The organism is Undibacterium sp. KW1 (genome assembly GCF_009937955.1).
Lineage (GTDB): Bacteria > Pseudomonadota > Gammaproteobacteria > Burkholderiales > Burkholderiaceae_D > Undibacterium.
Genome location: NZ_AP018440.1, coordinates 83501 through 99756, shown reverse-complemented (window position 1 = coordinate 99756; position 16256 = coordinate 83501). Strand labels below are relative to the sequence as shown.

General features: G+C 49.2%; 15 protein-coding genes and 4 pseudogenes. 13 read left to right on the top strand and 6 right to left on the bottom strand.

All coding sequences use genetic code 11. From position 1 onward, the window contains the following. Positions 1 to 53: 53 nt before the first annotated feature. A pseudogene (locus tag UNDKW_RS29840) lies at positions 54 to 176 on the top strand (IS5/IS1182 family transposase); the annotation flags it as partial. 149 nt (positions 177 to 325) lie between these two features. On the opposite strand, the gene UNDKW_RS29835 reads toward UNDKW_RS29840, so the two are convergent. After that, positions 326 to 1083 (bottom strand): IS5 family transposase gene (locus tag UNDKW_RS29835; RefSeq protein ID WP_162062201.1). Its coding sequence is split into 2 segments (ribosomal slippage): positions 326 to 753 and positions 753 to 1083, totalling 759 coding nucleotides; the frame shifts between segments, so codons are not numbered across the junction. Positions 1084 to 1702: 619 nt separating this feature from the next. Here UNDKW_RS29835 and UNDKW_RS29830 point away from each other — a divergent pair. Both UNDKW_RS29830 and UNDKW_RS29825 read left to right on the top strand, forming a co-directional pair. Beyond that, positions 1703 to 1998 (top strand): annotated as a pseudogene (locus tag UNDKW_RS29830) (IS3 family transposase); the annotation flags it as partial. A 187-nt stretch (positions 1999 to 2185) separates the two neighbouring features. After that, positions 2186 to 2938: an SIMPL domain-containing protein gene (locus tag UNDKW_RS29825; protein ID WP_162062200.1), complete on the top strand. Its 753-nt coding sequence runs from the start codon at positions 2186 to 2188 to the stop codon at positions 2936 to 2938. Positions 2939 to 3040: 102 nt separating this feature from the next. On the opposite strand, the pseudogene UNDKW_RS29820 reads toward UNDKW_RS29825, so the two are convergent. The 3 genes and pseudogenes from UNDKW_RS29820 to UNDKW_RS30790 all read right to left on the bottom strand — a co-directional run. Then, positions 3041 to 3511: pseudogene (locus UNDKW_RS29820) on the bottom strand (IS3 family transposase); the annotation flags it as partial. 79 nt (positions 3512 to 3590) lie between these two features. Then, complete coding sequence (gene ltrA / locus UNDKW_RS29815) at positions 3591 to 4832, bottom strand: group II intron reverse transcriptase/maturase (protein ID WP_162058968.1); 1242 nt, start codon at positions 4830 to 4832, stop codon at positions 3591 to 3593. Between the two features lie 512 nt (positions 4833 to 5344). Then, positions 5345 to 6042, bottom strand: a pseudogene (locus UNDKW_RS30790) (IS3 family transposase); the annotation flags it as partial. A 298-nt stretch (positions 6043 to 6340) separates the two neighbouring features. On the opposite strand from UNDKW_RS30790, the gene UNDKW_RS29800 reads away from it, so the two are divergent. The 10 genes from UNDKW_RS29800 to UNDKW_RS29755 all read left to right on the top strand — a co-directional run bounded on the left by UNDKW_RS29800 (position 6341) and on the right by UNDKW_RS29755 (position 13207). Beyond that, positions 6341 to 6898 (top strand): hypothetical protein, encoded by a 558-nt coding sequence (locus UNDKW_RS29800; protein WP_162060112.1) that lies wholly within the window; start codon positions 6341 to 6343, stop codon positions 6896 to 6898. 164 nt (positions 6899 to 7062) lie between these two features. Beyond that, positions 7063 to 8307 (top strand): DDE-type integrase/transposase/recombinase, encoded by a 1245-nt coding sequence (locus UNDKW_RS29795; protein WP_162060113.1) that lies wholly within the window; start codon positions 7063 to 7065, stop codon positions 8305 to 8307. Next, positions 8300 to 8599 (top strand): hypothetical protein, encoded by a 300-nt coding sequence (locus UNDKW_RS29790; protein ID WP_162062197.1) that lies wholly within the window; start codon positions 8300 to 8302, stop codon positions 8597 to 8599. Before UNDKW_RS29795 ends, UNDKW_RS29790 begins: the two co-directional genes overlap by 8 nt. 26 nt (positions 8600 to 8625) lie before the next feature. Then, entirely contained in the window at positions 8626 to 9183 is a 558-nt protein-coding gene (locus tag UNDKW_RS29785) for a hypothetical protein (protein WP_162060112.1), read from the top strand. A 164-nt stretch (positions 9184 to 9347) separates the two neighbouring features. Then, positions 9348 to 10592 (top strand): DDE-type integrase/transposase/recombinase, encoded by a 1245-nt coding sequence (locus tag UNDKW_RS29780; RefSeq protein ID WP_162060113.1) that lies wholly within the window; start codon positions 9348 to 9350, stop codon positions 10590 to 10592. Further along, entirely contained in the window at positions 10546 to 11409 is an 864-nt protein-coding gene (locus UNDKW_RS29775) for an AAA family ATPase (RefSeq protein WP_162060114.1), read from the top strand. Before UNDKW_RS29780 ends, UNDKW_RS29775 begins: the two co-directional genes overlap by 47 nt. After that, positions 11406 to 11594 (top strand): hypothetical protein, encoded by a 189-nt coding sequence (locus UNDKW_RS29770; protein ID WP_162060115.1) that lies wholly within the window; start codon positions 11406 to 11408, stop codon positions 11592 to 11594. Before UNDKW_RS29775 ends, UNDKW_RS29770 begins: the two co-directional genes overlap by 4 nt. A gap of 200 nt (positions 11595 to 11794) precedes the next feature. Next, positions 11795 to 12466 (top strand): AAA family ATPase, encoded by a 672-nt coding sequence (locus UNDKW_RS29765; RefSeq protein ID WP_162062196.1) that lies wholly within the window; start codon positions 11795 to 11797, stop codon positions 12464 to 12466. Beyond that, positions 12463 to 12651, top strand: coding sequence for a hypothetical protein (locus tag UNDKW_RS29760; protein WP_162060115.1), 189 nt, complete (start codon positions 12463 to 12465; stop codon positions 12649 to 12651). Before UNDKW_RS29765 ends, UNDKW_RS29760 begins: the two co-directional genes overlap by 4 nt. A gap of 367 nt (positions 12652 to 13018) precedes the next feature. After that, a complete protein-coding gene (locus UNDKW_RS29755; RefSeq protein ID WP_162060115.1) occupies positions 13019 to 13207 on the top strand; it encodes a hypothetical protein in 189 nt (62 codons plus the stop codon). A gap of 252 nt (positions 13208 to 13459) precedes the next feature. On the opposite strand, the gene UNDKW_RS29750 is transcribed toward UNDKW_RS29755, so the two are convergent. Together UNDKW_RS29750 and UNDKW_RS29745 are read right to left on the bottom strand one after the other, a co-directional pair. Then, the gene (locus UNDKW_RS29750; protein ID WP_162062195.1) at positions 13460 to 14017 is read right to left on the bottom strand and encodes an SMI1/KNR4 family protein; all 558 of its coding nucleotides are present in this window, start codon (positions 14015 to 14017) and stop codon (positions 13460 to 13462) included. Positions 14018 to 14031: 14 nt separating this feature from the next. Then, positions 14032 to 16230, bottom strand: a complete 2199-nt coding sequence (locus tag UNDKW_RS29745; RefSeq protein WP_162062194.1) for a polymorphic toxin-type HINT domain-containing protein — start codon at positions 16228 to 16230, stop codon at positions 14032 to 14034. Positions 16231 to 16256 lie beyond the last annotated feature (26 nt).

Below are 16256 nucleotides of genomic sequence, written 5' to 3'. Positions count from 1 at the left end.
TTGAATTGACGCCTTGTTCATTGACCTGTGTATATCATAACCCTACCGCGACCTTTGGATTTACCAAAGTCAGATATCGTGGTTTGCAAAAGAATGCGCATCGCTTGTTTGTGACCTGTGCACTGGCGAACTTGTCTAGGGTTCGCAGGCGCTTGATGCGCATGCAAGGGTCATAGTGTGCCCAAGGTGCGAGACATCGCACGAAAAGTGAAAAAATTGGCGAGTTACCTCCCCAAATCTCTGAAGATAATCATGTTATGAAGACGCTTTTATTCTCTGTTCGTCACATGATTGAAAATCAAAGAAAATTAGGGGCTGTTAACATTCAATAAATCCAAAGGTAAGCAAATACAAGATTGATGAAGGAAAGGAAGTTTCTATCCAATTTTTCATACCGTGTTGCAAGCCTACGGAATTGCTTTATGCGATTGAAAAAACGTTCAACAACATTTCTATCTTTGTATAAGTGGCGGTCATATTCACGCTGCACCAATCTGTTTTTCTTTGGCGGAATAACGGCCAGCATCCCGTTGGCATGAATGTAATCCACAAAAACATTCGAGTCATAACCTTTGTCGGCCAATATCGCCTTCGCCTGAAACCCTTTAATCAATGGCAAACCTTGATTCATATCGGATTGCTCTCCCCCTGTCAGTAACCAGCGCACAGGATTGCCAAGCGCATCCACCGCGACGTGTATTTTGCTGGTCAGGCCGCCGCGTGAACGTCCTATCGCTTGACGCCCTTCTTTTTTGCAGCACCTGAGGCATGTTGATGTGCTCTCACCACCGTGCTATCAATCATCAGCGCTTCCATATCCCGATCGCCGCTCACTGCTTCCACTATTTCTTGCCATACACCTGCTTCACCCCAGCGCTTAAAACGCGTATTGGTCGTATGCCAATTCCCTAATTCCGCTGGTAAATCACGCCAGGGTGAACTGGTTCGCACTATCCATAAAACAGCTTCAACAAATTGACGATTATTCTCTCCTGACCGCCCCGGATCACCCACTTTCCCAGGTAACAAGGCTTCTATCTTCTTCCATTGATCATCTCTTAACATCTTGCGGTCGCTTTGCATTTCGGTATCCTATTTGTCGAATACCGAATGTAAACACATTTTATTGAATGTTAACAGCCCCTAGAACTTAATCAGATATTCCTTAGAACTAAATCTGACGTTCCCTAGAGCATTCGATGGCTCCGTACTTGCACACGGTAGGTAGGTTGTGAGCTTACCGTCAAGCCAACCCCGGAGGCAACTGAACGCGCCAATAACTGGCTCAAGCGCCATTTGCGTTTTGGCGATGAGTGGCGAAGTGGCTATTTAGAAACTGGCGATCTGCGCGTTGGGGGGTATTGCGTCGTGCCAGGAAATATCCTGGAGCCCCGCGTGGTAGTTGATGTATCTAGTAGCACTGTTGGTTTCTGGGACTATGACAGGGTCAGAACGTTTGAGAAACGTCGAGTTATAGCTACAATCCCAAACTTAGTAAATTAATATTTAACTGCAGCTAGTCCTGAAAATAGAGAACTAATGTGACGTATAATCAAAGATCGCCATCCAGAAAGTCAAAGCCACCAAAAGGTGGCTTTTAGACTCTTTTACCAATATGGCATCACCGGCTTAGTTTTCTTATAAAAGGAGCGGGGGGCACATTGGGCTAGCCAACGGCGGCGAAGACCGACCTGTCGTTTAGTCTTATCGTGGCACCCACTATCGTTGGCCTTGGTGGCTCTCAAGGATACACAACGCAAAGCTGTTCGTTCGATGATGCGCAAAGGATGCTTACCCGACAATGCCGCCTGCGAGGGCTTCTTCGGACGGTTGAAGACAGAGTTGCTCTACCCTCGGGACTGGCAGACTACGACCGTTGAGCAATTCATTCAGGTAGTTGATTCTTATATTCGCTGGTATAACGAAAAGCGCATTAAAATATCCCTTGGCTCACTCAGTCCCCTAGAATACCGAGAAAGCTTCGGATTCACGGCATAAACCAGTCCAAGTTTTACGCTGCACTTCCTAGGGGCAATTTTCAGTGTAAATCAACATGTAGTGACCTATGAACTTCCTGACTCAGCAAATTTATAAATTGAGCTTGATTTGTAATTGTTAAAAGAATAATATTAATCCCTATCAAGTTTTTGTTTTTTTTCAACCCCTCGTTCTAAATAAACGGATTATGCTAACTCGCTCATTTCAAGATTTCGCCACTGCGATTAAGAAAATACTTTTCCTTGGTATCGCGTTGTGTTTTCATAATTCGGGAATTGCATCTCAATTACCAGATTATCCGTTTATTCATAGTACAGGTATCGCCTATATACAGGTAAATCCAGACTTTGGAGAAATCAATTTTGACGTAAACGTTAGCGATATTGATTCAGAAAAGGCGCTTTCCATCGCGATGGCGCGAGTGTCGGAAATTAAGTCTATAGTTGCAATGCAAGGTATACAGGAAGAAGACATGATTATTCGCGACGCGAGAAAAGAGATGAAAAAAGATGTTGCCAACCCAAATACGGCTGAGCCAATTTATCAACTGAGTTATAGAGTTGTTCTCAAAATACGTGACTTGAAAAATTGGCAAGCCATTATGTTTTCCCTTCTCAAGTTGAGTAACATCGATAAAGTTGAAACCTCTTTCGATTCCACTTTACGAGACCAAATTGAATTGGATTTGTCTATTGAGGCGGCCAAAGACGCTCAAAGAAAAGCCAGTGGATTGTTGAGCGCCTATGGCAAGCGCTTGGGTGCCGTAACGGCAATCACTGAAGGAAAGCTTAAAAATCTAAGTACCGCAATTGGATTGGTGAGTGAGAAATCAACTTCTTATTCAGAAGTTGAGCGCCGCAAAGCAATTGGGGAAGACTTATTTTCTATTCCCCCTTTAAAGTTGAGGTCGGCCGTTGATGTCATATTTCGAATCAAATAGCCTAATTGTGTTGATTTGCATCTAAAACTATTCCAAGTTATTGTCCGCACCCCACAGTTTCATTTAGCCTGAGGTGTACTGTCAATAACGGACACTCATGTTCTAAGCTGCCTGTGAGTGCCGATTAAAATTTTCAGCAAACAAGGCTGGCGGTATATTGCCAAGACGCGAGTGACGTCGCTGGCGGTTATAAAAGCTTTCGATGTATTCCTGGATAGCCGCCTGTGCATCAGCACGTGTTGCATAGTGCTGGTGATGTATGAGTTCATTTTTCAGGCTTCCCCAGAAACTCTCCATAGGCGCATTGTCATAGCAGTTTCCTTTGCGTGACATGGATGCCTGCATGCCAAATTGCTCTAGCAATTCTCTGTAGCCCAGTGCGCAGTATTGGCTACCACGGTCTGAGTGATGAATCAGACCAGGTGGTGGTCGTTTATTGCTGACTGCCTTCCACAGTGCCTTTGCTGTCAAGGCCTGCGTCATGCGTTCTCCCATGGCATAGCCAACAATCTCGCAGGTATAAACATCCTTGATTCCTGCTAGATAAAGCCAGCCTTCTCCAGTGCTGATATAGGGGTGAGTAGACCGCGGGAATTGCACCCGCGGCCCCTCTCAGAACCGGACGTGAACCTCTCAGCTCATCCGGCTCCCATCATCCAGCATTAGGCAAACATCCCAGTTTCCAATGCCAGAAGGCCTCGGGATACTTGCGCGCAAGCTGCCCAAGGGCGTGACGTGCCCGGGTCTTATGCCGGACCACGTGCTTGTACTTGCGCATCATCCAACGCGTCAGGTAGTCATTCAAGTGTTTCCACACGGCAGACATGGCCGATTCATAGAACCGACCGTAATATTGATGCCAGCCACGAAGTATCGGATTGAACATGGCCGACAGATCGGCCACATTCTTGTCACATTTCAGCTGCAGGTGCCACCCTCGTATCGTCTGCCGCATTGTCTTGAGGGCATTACGGCTAACGGCGGGAGCGAAGTTCACATAAGCGCGACCATACTTATCCATCGCTTTACGCGGTCGAAACGTGTAGCCAAGGAAGGTGAATTGCACGCACGGGAATTCTCCCTGCCGATTGATGTCTTTGCAGTATACGATTCGTGTTTTCTCTGGATGCAGCTCAAGCCCGCATTCTCGGAAGCGGGCGTCAATTTTTGCCAATGCAAACTCGGCCTGCGCTAGACTTCGACAGTGGACGACGCCGTCATCGGCGTATCGGCAGAACCGCACGCTTGGGAGATGGCGGCCTACCCATTTGTCAAACGCATAGTGCATAAACAAGTTGGCTAGCAAAGGACTGACGACACCACCTTGAGGCGCGCCCCGAGTCCTCTCCACAAGAGTGCCATCTGGCGCTTGCATTGGCGCTTTAAGCCAACGCTCGACATACAGCAGTACCCATGGAATCTGGCAGTGTTTTCTAACTGCTCGCATGAGCAGTTCATGATCGATGTTATCAAAGAGTCCCTTGATATCGAACTCGATCACCCAGTCATATTCCCAGCTTCGCCGCCTCACCATGGCAATCGCGTCGTGCGCCGAGCGCCCGGGACGATAGCCATAGGAATTAGTGTGGAACATGGGATCAATGACTGGCTCCAGCAGCCGCTTGACTACCGTTTGCGCCACTCTATCCGCCACGGTCGGTACACCTAGCATGCGCACTCCGCCAGACTTCTTCGGAATGGGCACACCTTTGACCGGAGGTGGCAAATAACTTCCCGAACACATACGGTTCCAGAGCTTATACAGGTTGCCACTGAGATGGCTCTCGAATTGTTCCAGTGATTCACTGTCTATACCTGCTGATCCTCCGTTCGCTTTCACACATTGATAAGCTTCCCAGACAAGCGCCTTGGGAATGTCATAAGGCTTGGTCATTAGGCTACGCTCCTCCCGCTTACGCGGTTGACGCAACACAATGCCGGGATAACGCAGCTCCTTCGCTCCACCGTCATTACAGCGGTTTCGACGCTACTACGAGCTGCTCCGTCCCTTGGTGGCGCATCGCTACTATCGGCCTCGCCTTTCGGACTTGTGCCTTTCGCTTCGCATCGCCACCGAAGGTTCCCGCAGTTCAACGTAAGAGCCCGGAGCAGGATCACGCTGCCTCTATGCCGGACACCGCCTGGCCCGTAAGCAGGTAACGGCCAGACTGATCGCGGGGCAACATCACTCCCCGGTTTTGATGTCATCTGAGTACTTTCGACACTTGAACGGCAGTTCACGGTTGTTCGTCTTCCTGTTCCATACCTGACGCCTTGAGGCGCCTTTTCCATAACGCTCACGACAAAGGCTTTTGACCAGTGCCGCTTATGGTGGTTTGCAACTCGCTCCTGCAAGCCGATTGCGAGGGGCCATACCCTCATCTCTTACGCCGCTTGCTGCGGCACACTGATATCGGTCACCCATGCTTCATTTGGACTGCGTGGAGTAAATGTTTGGTTCAGCAGATTTTCTGCAACAGGAAATTGATGATTCGAGTTGGTTGTCGCCTTAAATTTCCGTTTTTGCTTGCAACGTAGTGCTAGCACCCGGCGCAATCGAATAATACGGTCACGACCCGCTTTAAACCCTTGCGCTGCCAGCTCCGGTTGCATACGCAGGGGACCATAAGTCTCCCGGCTTTGCTTGTGAACCGCTGTGATGGCCAGCTTGAGACGTTCATCCACCTTGGCACGTTCCGACGGGATACTGTTGAGCCAGGCATAGAAACCACTGCGTGAGACGCCAAAGCTGCGGCATAAGCTGGCAACGGGGTAGTCGAGTCGCATGGTCTTCATGAACGCGTATTTGGCAGCGACTCCTGCGCAAAGTACGCTGCCGCCTTTTTTACGATATCGCGCTCCATCTTTGCCTGGGCCAGCTCCTTGCGCAGTTTGGCGACTTCCGCTTCGAGCTCCGGCACCGTGCGACTTCCTGGGGCTGTCTTCTGTGTCTGTCCACTCTTGGCCGCATTCACCCAACCAACCAAAGTCCCTTTCGGAATGGCGATACGAGATGCCGCTTCCTCTAGTGTCAATCCTTGTGCCAACACAAGTTTCACTGCTTCTTCCCGCAATTCCGGTGTATATCTCTTTTTCTGTTTCATTATTTCTCCTGATCGTTTATTTTAACAAACAGGAATGTCCGAAAAAGTCAGGATACCTCATGGAATGAGGTCACCGACGTAGCAAAAAATGCCTAATCCGTGACACCGTTGTACCCGGGCAGACGCAAGTTCGCATGGAATGTAATTTCCCCAGCTCCCACCGTACAAATCAGCCTATCTGTACCGATTTCCCATCATCAAAGAACCTGTCAGTTATAACGCCAATTCGCCCAAGCGAATTTTCCTGTACCAAATTGAATACTGCAAAATAGGCATCTTTTCCGATTCAGGTGCCGTCATGCAACGCTACTATCCCAACCTTCAAGCCATTCACCAACAGACCATGCAGCTGGAGTACGCGCAATGCAAGCATTGTCAGCAAACACAGCACTTGGTTTCGCACGGCTTCATCCGCAAGAAACGCTTGGGTGCCGAACCGCAAGCAGTTGGCAAACGCGTCTACTGCTCCAACCGCCATCATCGCACCGGTTGCGGGCGTACCATGCAGCTTTATCTGGACTCGACCATCCGCTATTTACATCATGCTGGCTGCTGTGTGGTGGCGTTGGTGCTCTTGCTGATGGCGGGCATGACCGTCCAGCACGCTTATCACCAGGCGACCGGTGTCAGCATGCCGCGCAATGCGTATCGATGGTTGCATCGCTTACACATGCAGGCGAGTGTCTACCGTAGCTTACCGCACCGACCACCACTACAGGATGCCAATCCGTTCATGACAACACATCGTTCTGCGCGTCTGGGGTCATTGATGTCAACATTCCAAACCTTATTGCAGCGCTTTGGACAGCACCTTTGCACGGCCTATCAGTCGCAATTGCAACGATCATTTCTGTGATGCGTGTTCGCCGGTCGTCAGACTTTTTTCCACATTCCCATCGTTTCTGTAGATTCAGCTCCATTGATTTCTCTTTCCTTGCCCGTGCAACAGGTTTTGACTCTCGATCATTTTGGATGACGCAGATAGGCTTTGCCTTCTTTTTTGACTCAACAGGAGAACGCATGGCTGCTAAACCTTCATTTGAATTACGACTACGGGTGTTGAATGCCGTGCATGATGCCCCCGGCAATAGCATGCGCGAGCGCATCAAGTTCGTCGCCGATAAAACCTTTATCGATGGCTTGTCAGGTCACCTGCACCAGTTCACCTGGCGCACCATCAGTACATGGCTGTATCGTCATAAAAGCCATGGCATGACCACCCTGCAAAACAAGACCCGTTCCGATAAAGATGCTTATCGCAAGGTGCAGGTGAATCAGTTGGCCGAGGCAATCCATGAAGTGCTGCCGACGCTGACACACAATAAGGTCGGCGTGATCCCCAAAAGCGTTCTATACCGGGTACTTTTGCAGCGCGGTTTGTTCACCCGCTCGCAATTAGCACCGACCACGTTTTATAGGATGATACGCACCCACCAGTTACTGGATGACAAGGCTGTGCAAAAGCAACGCTTGTCGTTTGCCATGCAGTTCGCCAATCAATTGTGGCAAGCTGACACCTTGTATGGCCCGACCATCAAACAGGCGGATGGTCATTGGAGAAAGACTTTCCTGATCGCCTTCATCGATGATGCGTCCAGGGTGGTGACACATGCCGAGTTTTTCTACCGCGACAATACCGAGAACATGGTGTTGGCCTTCCGATCGGCTTTATACAAGCGCGGTAAGCCGGAGCGGCTCTATTTCGACAATGGCGCGAATTATTCCGCCAAGGAAATTCTGCAGGCTTGTGTGCGGCTGGATATTCATCTCTCTCATGCGCCGATTCGTGACGGTGCGGCCAAGGGCAAGATCGAGCGTTTCTTCAGGGGGTTCCGGGATCGCTTTCTGACCTTGCATCCCAGCTTCACGTCTCTGGAAGAATTGAATCGCCTGACGCATGAATGGGTGGAGGGGGAATACAATTCGAAGTCTCATAGTGCCATAGGGATGACGCCGGTTGATCGTTTCAATCTGGACCGTAACCGGGTGAAGTTTTTGACTGACGATGCGTTTTCTGCAGAAGTGTTTTTTATGGAGGAGACGCGTAAGGTGAGTAAGACCAACGTATTCTCGATCCATTCGCAGCGCTATGAATGCCCGGTCGATTTACGCGACAAATCCATTCAGGTGCGCTATGACCGCATGCGCCGTGACCGTTTTGTGGTGTATTTCAACGGCCACCGCATGGGGGAAGCAACGGTGCTGGATTTATACGCCAATGCGCGCTTGCGTCTGCCGGCAACGGTTGGGGGGCATGATGATTAAGGCCACCTTCGGTTTAACTAAAGAGCCGTTTTACCGCAGTGAGGTGGCGTTGTTGCCGCAGCAGGCCGAAGCCGTGGAGATGATCAGGGTTCATGCGCAGCACGGGGGCTTCTCGGTGATTGTGGGTCATCCTGGCGTCGGCAAATCTGTCATTCGCGAATGTAATTTCCCCAGCTCCCACCGTACAAATCAGCCTATCTGTACCGATTTCCCATCATCAAAGAACCTGTCAGCTATAACGCCAATTCGCCCAAGCGAATTTTCCTGTACCAAATTGAATACTGCAAAATAGGCATCTTTTCCGATTCAGGTGCCGTCATGCAACGCTACTATCCCAACCTTCAAGCCATTCACCAACAGACCATGCAGCTGGAGTACGCGCAATGCAAGCATTGTCAGCAAACACAGCACTTGGTTTCGCACGGCTTCATCCGCAAGAAACGCTTGGGTGCCGAACCGCAAGCAGTTGGCAAACGCGTCTACTGCTCCAACCGCCATCATCGCACCGGTTGCGGGCGTACCATGCAGCTTTATCTGGACTCGACCATCCGCTATTTACATCATGCTGGCTGCTGTGTGGTGGCGTTGGTGCTCTTGCTGATGGCGGGCATGACCGTCCAGCACGCTTATCACCAGGCGACCGGTGTCAGCATGCCGCGCAATGCGTATCGATGGTTGCATCGCTTACACATGCAGGCGAGTGTCTACCGTAGCTTACCGCACCGACCACCACTACAGGATGCCAATCCGTTCATGACAACACATCGTTCTGCGCGTCTGGGGTCATTGATGTCAACATTCCAAACCTTATTGCAGCGCTTTGGACAGCACCTTTGCACGGCCTATCAGTCGCAATTGCAACGATCATTTCTGTGATGCGTGTTCGCCGGTCGTCAGACTTTTTTCCACATTCCCATCGTTTCTGTAGATTCAGCTCCATTGATTTCTCTTTCCTTGCCCGTGCAACAGGTTTTGACTCTCGATCATTTTGGATGACGCAGATAGGCTTTGCCTTCTTTTTTGACTCAACAGGAGAACGCATGGCTGCTAAACCTTCATTTGAATTACGACTACGGGTGTTGAATGCCGTGCATGATGCCCCCGGCAATAGCATGCGCGAGCGCATCAAGTTCGTCGCCGATAAAACCTTTATCGATGGCTTGTCAGGTCACCTGCACCAGTTCACCTGGCGCACCATCAGTACATGGCTGTATCGTCATAAAAGCCATGGCATGACCACCCTGCAAAACAAGACCCGTTCCGATAAAGATGCTTATCGCAAGGTGCAGGTGAATCAGTTGGCCGAGGCAATCCATGAAGTGCTGCCGACGCTGACACACAATAAGGTCGGCGTGATCCCCAAAAGCGTTCTATACCGGGTACTTTTGCAGCGCGGTTTGTTCACCCGCTCGCAATTAGCACCGACCACGTTTTATAGGATGATACGCACCCACCAGTTACTGGATGACAAGGCTGTGCAAAAGCAACGCTTGTCGTTTGCCATGCAGTTCGCCAATCAATTGTGGCAAGCTGACACCTTGTATGGCCCGACCATCAAACAGGCGGATGGTCATTGGAGAAAGACTTTCCTGATCGCCTTCATCGATGATGCGTCCAGGGTGGTGACACATGCCGAGTTTTTCTACCGCGACAATACCGAGAACATGGTGTTGGCCTTCCGATCGGCTTTATACAAGCGCGGTAAGCCGGAGCGGCTCTATTTCGACAATGGCGCGAATTATTCCGCCAAGGAAATTCTGCAGGCTTGTGTGCGGCTGGATATTCATCTCTCTCATGCGCCGATTCGTGACGGTGCGGCCAAGGGCAAGATCGAGCGTTTCTTCAGGGGGTTCCGGGATCGCTTTCTGACCTTGCATCCCAGCTTCACGTCTCTGGAAGAATTGAATCGCCTGACGCATGAATGGGTGGAGGGGGAATACAATTCGAAGTCTCATAGTGCCATAGGGATGACGCCGGTTGATCGTTTCAATCTGGACCGTAACCGGGTGAAGTTTTTGACTGACGATGCGTTTTCTGCAGAAGTGTTTTTTATGGAGGAGACGCGTAAGGTGAGTAAGACCAACGTATTCTCGATCCATTCGCAGCGCTATGAATGCCCGGTCGATTTACGCGACAAATCCATTCAGGTGCGCTATGACCGCATGCGCCGTGACCGTTTTGTGGTGTATTTCAACGGCCACCGCATGGGGGAAGCAACGGTGCTGGATTTATACGCCAATGCGCGCTTGCGTCTGCCGGCAACGGTTGGGGGGCATGATGATTAAGGCCACCTTCGGTTTAACTAAAGAGCCGTTTTACCGCAGTGAGGTGGCGTTGTTGCCGCAGCAGGCCGAAGCCGTGGAGATGATCAGGGTTCATGCGCAGCACGGGGGCTTCTCGGTGATTGTGGGTCATCCTGGCGTCGGCAAATCTGTCATTCGCGAACATCTGGAACACTTGGGTAAGGAGCGCGATACGGTGGTGGTGTCTTTTAGCCAGACGATGCATACTTATCAGCCTATCTTGAAGCAATTGGCGGAGTCGTTGCAGGTGAATGCGCCAATGAAAGACATTGAAAAAGAGCTGATACAAGCGGCTTACCGTCATGTACAATCGCAAAAAACGCTGTATATCGTGATCGATGAGGCGCACTTGCTGGATGTGGGCATTTTACGTAAATTGCGCTTGTTGTTTGAGCGTTTCCCTAAAAAGCACAATCTGGTGTTGCTGGGGCATCCTGAGTTGATGTTTCGTTTGTCAATGACGTGTAATGAAGACATCAAGAGCCGGATCAGTTATTCCAGGCAGGTGTTGCCGTTGCATGACGATGACTTGACCAAATTTGTCGTCACCGAGCTGGCTGCTGTTGGTTTGGGTGCCAACACTTTCGATGAGGCAGCCTTGCAGGTCGTATTGCGGGCGGTGCAGGGTAATTTGCGGCTATGTCGTAACCTTTGTTACGCTAGTCTGATTGCTGCTTGCCTCGATCATCAACGCATTTGCACGGTGTCGCATGTCAATGCCGCGCTTCTGCAGCCGCACTGGCGTTCACACGATGCTTTGCTTAAGCAACAGGTCAAACCGCAGCGGGTGCCATCATGAGCATGCGTATCCACAAGCTCAACACTTACCTTCGGCCAGAGGACGCGTACACCATCGTTGAGTTTCTTGATCAGGTGCGTGACATGTTGATGCAGGCTTACGGCGATGATATAAAAATCATGCTGCAAGAAGCGTCACAGCACAATCCAATACAGAGGGAGTCGGATGATGATGAGTCGTTTTAGCGGGTAGCCGATATCATCATATCTTTCGGGGGGCGACATGCCCCCTTTTACACGACATTCGATATGACGGCAATTTGGTTGTCGTTATGATTTAAGTGAAGCTGGACATGCAAAATCGTATGACCGGAATGGGGTAATCCCGGCTCAATCTTGCCAAAATCGTGCGATGACAATTTGGGAGGAAGTACGATGGAAGCGGCGTGCGCAACAGCGAACATCTGGAACACTTGGGTAAGGAGCGCGATACGGTGGTGGTGTCTTTTAGCCAGACGATGCATACTTATCAGCCTATCTTGAAGCAATTGGCGGAGTCGTTGCAGGTGAATGCGCCAATGAAAGACATTGAAAAAGAGCTGATACAAGCGGCTTACCGTCATGTACAATCGCAAAAAACGCTGTATATCGTGATCGATGAGGCGCACTTGCTGGATGTGGGCATTTTACGTAAATTGCGCTTGTTGTTTGAGCGTTTCCCTAAAAAGCACAATCTGGTGTTGCTGGGGCATCCTGAGTTGATGTTTCGTTTGTCAATGACGTGTAATGAAGACATCAAGAGCCGGATCAGTTATTCCAGGCAGGTGTTGCCGTTGCATGACGATGACTTGACCAAATTTGTCGTCACCGAGCTGGCTGCTGTTGGTTTGGGTGCCAACACTTTCGATGAGGCAGCCTTGCAGGTCGTATTGCGGGCGGTGCAGGGTAATTTGCGGCTATGTCGTAACCTTTGTTACGCTAGTCTGATTGCTGCTTGCCTCGATCATCAACGCATTTGCACGGTGTCGCATGTCAATGCCGCGCTTCTGCAGCCGCACTGGCGTTCACACGATGCTTTGCTTAAGCAACAGGTCAAACCGCAGCGGGTGCCATCATGAGCATGCGTATCCACAAGCTCAACACTTACCTTCGGCCAGAGGACGCGTACACCATCGTTGAGTTTCTTGATCAGGTGCGTGACATGTTGATGCAGGCTTACGGCGATGATATAAAAATCATGCTGCAAGAAGCGTCACAGCACAATCCAATACAGAGGGAGTCGGATGATGATGAGTCGTTTTAGCGGGTAGCCGATATCATCATATCTTTCGGGGGGCGACATGCCCCCTTTTACACGACATTCGATATGACGGCAATTTGGTTGTCGTTATGATTTAAGTGAAGCTGGACATGCAAAATCGTATGACCGGAATGGGGTAATCCCGGCTCAATCTTGCCAAAATCGTGCGATGACAATTTGGGAGGAAGTACGATGGAAGCGGCGTGCGCAACATATGTCGTAACCTTTGTTACGCTAGTCTGATTGCTGCTTGCCTCGATCATCAACGCATTTGCACGGTGTCGCATGTCAATGCCGCGCTTCTGCAGCCGCACTGGCGTTCACACGATGCTTTGCTTAAGCAACAGGTCAAACCGCAGCGGGTGCCATCATGAGCATGCGTATCCACAAGCTCAACACTTACCTTCGGCCAGAGGACGCGTACACCATCGTTGAGTTTCTTGATCAGGTGCGTGACATGTTGATGCAGGCTTACGGCGATGATATAAAAATCATGCTGCAAGAAGCGTCACAGCACAATCCAATACAGAGGGAGTCGGATGATGATGAGTCGTTTTAGCGGGTAGCCGATATCATCATATCTTTCGGGGGGCGACATGCCCCCTTTTACACGACATTCGATATGACGGCAATTTGGTTGTCGTTATGATTTAAGTGAAGCTGGACATGCAAAATCGTATGACCGGAATGGGGTAATCCCGGCTCAATCTTGCCAAAATCGTGCGATGACAATTTGGGAGGAAGTACGATGGAAGCGGCGTGCGCAACAATTTGGTTTAACTGAACGGTGAACAGGGCAGCAGCAATCAAATTACTGTGCCAACTGAGACCAAAACTCAAGGTCTTCACTTTTTACATTCTCAAAAATGCCTTGAGCCAAACCTCTTCGATCATCTATCTCATTTCTCATAAGCATCGCCGTTCCAATCCCGCGAAAAAAATCCAAAAAATTTCCTGCGATTATTTTAGATTTTTCCCAACCAACCTCAGGGTCCATAGCAAATACGCATCCCGAATTCACATCAAGCAAGATAGTAAACGGATCTGAGTTTCCTATCATGATCATATTTTCGGGTCTTTGCCCCTCCCTCCACCAACAAACGCTTGTATTTAGATCAATCAGCTCTTGGATGTAATCACCTTTTGCGCAAAAAACAATAGGACCAATAGTAAGCATTCCAAAATCGAATTCTGAAATAATAGTTCGAAATTCATTTGGAAATTTAACCCCTAAAGTTGCCTCAGTCTTTGCAACCTTATCCTCGGGTAAAATTTTTCTTATTATTCGATAACCACTTAACATAGGCTCTAAAGGAAAAAATTCCTTATCAAGCCCAGCTTGAATTTTTTCGATAGATAGTAATTTCATATTAACTTCCATTTTTATAAATGCCAGGGACCACCAGATCCGACATGCGTTTTACCAGGAACAGGGATTGTGTATTTTCCGTGATCAACATGGTGATGAATAAGGACATCACTCAAATAATTACCATGTTCTGGAAATGATTGTATCCAAGTTTGATCGACCCTAGGAGAAACTTTTAGTCGATCATAATTTTCAATTAAATACCTATTATTCTTGCTAATTGATTCCGGATTCAATTCAATCCACTGTTTCCAGAACTTTCCAGCGTCCCTTGGGAAACCTTGAGCATTATGTCCGATTGGATTTTCAAAATTCATTGAGTCTAATGAAAATTTAGGATCTGGTCTGCCTGGTACTGTAGGATCAAATCTATGAACATATGGTGCATCAGCAGAAAAAGACCCTACATTACCTGTTTTACCGGTACTGCTTTGCATCCCAGACCTAGCCCTTGCCGCAGCCATCGTCTCCGCAGAAACAGAATGCGTCACCCCAGTCTCAGCATTAGCACCGTATCCAATTTTAACATTGCCACTAGGATCAAATTTGAACGATACAACATTACCCTTCGCTCTAGTATGGAGTACTTCTAGGATTTCACAATCATCATTGTGAACAAGAACCTGTGAATGCCCAACGAAGTAAGTATGGAAATCAGCCACTTCAATGTTATACACGGTCTCTGTAGCAGACTCGTTCTCAACAGCGACAACACCAACAACCTGGCCTTCTGGAGTGGTCAGTTTGTCGTCAGCTTGCAGATCGCCCGCCTGTACCCAACCCGTGCCTTCCAACCAGAACGGATGGTTTTCTGTGGCGCGAATTACTTCTATGTCATTGTTATTACCGCTTACTGAGATGCGGTAAATCTCCTTGTCAGGTATGCGCATGGTACGCACAACACCTTTGTAAGTGATCTCGCTTGTCTCTTCGCTCATGGAGAGTACACGTTCGCCAACCGTCAACTGGTCAATGGCTTTCAAGCCCGCGTTTGTTTGCACCAATGTGCCTGCAACAAAGCACGCTCGTCTTGTGACTTGTAGGTTGCCCGAGACTTTGGACGTTGAGGTACCTAAAATTTGCTGCAGATTTCCCCTGGTAGCTAAATTATCTGCGGCAGACGCCGCTTGTGTTTCTGCACGTGCAATTGCGCTATCACTCCTTAAAGCCTGAGCTGCGGCTGCATTTTCAACGCGCTCAGCTCCACTACCTATATTTGCTTGCCCTCCTCCGAGATTTCTTTCTGATTGCCCTATTTCCCTAGCTGGATTAGTAGCACCGGCTTCGTTTCTGGCAGCACTAGCTCCCACTTGTCTTTCCGAATTAGCCAGAGCTGCGTCATTTTTGATTGCCGAAGCTCCCCAATTACCTTCCTGGTTCAATGACTTTGCAGCGCCTGACTCTGTTGCAAGTTCCTGCTCTACTTTGGCGACTGAGGCTCCTCTTGACTCATTTCTCAAAGTGCTATTAGTCGCTTGCAACTCAGTTTGACTTGCTGAAGAACTTGGCGTCGCCACACTTCTATTACCAACATTTGACGCTTGAGATGTTATTTCCAGCTCAGTTTTTGCTGCTGGAGCTACACCGATCTCTTTTTCCAGACTTCGTGTTGAAGCTGCCAAGTCTTTTAATCTGGCATCATTTTTCAGCATGAGTGCAGCAAGCTCTTCCGATGTTCCTGCGAACGTCTTTTGGGCACTCAATACATTTTTTGCTCCTTTGAATTCCATAGCGAGCTCGCCAGCAAGACTAGGTATTACTGCACCTGTTCCCATTTGCAAGGTCAATTCAGCTCCAGTGATACTTGTTGCATAAAATGCAGCTGACTGGTCGGCAACCGCCACACCGAGACCGGCCTTCCACCAAGTGCCAACAAATCTGCTTGTCGCGGTCAATATTCCTCGTGCAACTGGTGGCGGGACAAAGACGCCCGCAACTGCGCTGATTGCAGAAATTTTTACAACATCCTTGAGTGCGCTTTTCATATCGACGACCTGCCCCGATTTATTTTCTGGATGCAAGGCGCGACCCAACATCATGAGCTCATCGTAATTTCGATAATCGCCACGTCTGGCTTCGGCAGAACGTGTCTCAAATACTGCCTCAATAGTCGCTCTGTCTCCAGATTGGATTTCAGCGTCTACTCGTTTCAAATAGTCGCCAATATACATTCGCTCGATCTCGTCAGGACTTTCCTTTAAGCGTATTTGCATCGCTTCGTATGCGCCCTCACGCAATG

Bases quoted from the DNA above. Each gene is read 5' to 3' on its own strand.
- ltrA (WP_162058968.1), bottom strand. From the start codon at position 4,832: ATGACCAAGCCTTATGACATTCCCAAGGCGCTTGTCTGGGAAGCTTAT.
- UNDKW_RS29785 (WP_162060112.1), top strand. From the start codon at position 8,626: ATGCAACGCTACTATCCCAACCTTCAAGCCATTCACCAACAGACCATG.
- UNDKW_RS29800 (WP_162060112.1), top strand. From the start codon at position 6,341: ATGCAACGCTACTATCCCAACCTTCAAGCCATTCACCAACAGACCATG.
- UNDKW_RS29825 (WP_162062200.1), top strand. From the start codon at position 2,186: ATGCTAACTCGCTCATTTCAAGATTTCGCCACTGCGATTAAGAAAATA.
- UNDKW_RS29750 (WP_162062195.1), bottom strand. From the start codon at position 14,017: ATGAAATTACTATCTATCGAAAAAATTCAAGCTGGGCTTGATAAGGAA.
- UNDKW_RS29780 (WP_162060113.1), top strand. From the start codon at position 9,348: ATGGCTGCTAAACCTTCATTTGAATTACGACTACGGGTGTTGAATGCC.
- UNDKW_RS29760 (WP_162060115.1), top strand. From the start codon at position 12,463: ATGAGCATGCGTATCCACAAGCTCAACACTTACCTTCGGCCAGAGGAC.
- UNDKW_RS29790 (WP_162062197.1), top strand. From the start codon at position 8,300: ATGATTAAGGCCACCTTCGGTTTAACTAAAGAGCCGTTTTACCGCAGT.
- UNDKW_RS29775 (WP_162060114.1), top strand. From the start codon at position 10,546: ATGCGCGCTTGCGTCTGCCGGCAACGGTTGGGGGGCATGATGATTAAG.
- UNDKW_RS29755 (WP_162060115.1), top strand. From the start codon at position 13,019: ATGAGCATGCGTATCCACAAGCTCAACACTTACCTTCGGCCAGAGGAC.
- UNDKW_RS29795 (WP_162060113.1), top strand. From the start codon at position 7,063: ATGGCTGCTAAACCTTCATTTGAATTACGACTACGGGTGTTGAATGCC.
- UNDKW_RS29745 (WP_162062194.1), bottom strand. From the start codon at position 16,230: ATGCAAATACGCTTAAAGGAAAGTCCTGACGAGATCGAGCGAATGTAT.
- UNDKW_RS29770 (WP_162060115.1), top strand. From the start codon at position 11,406: ATGAGCATGCGTATCCACAAGCTCAACACTTACCTTCGGCCAGAGGAC.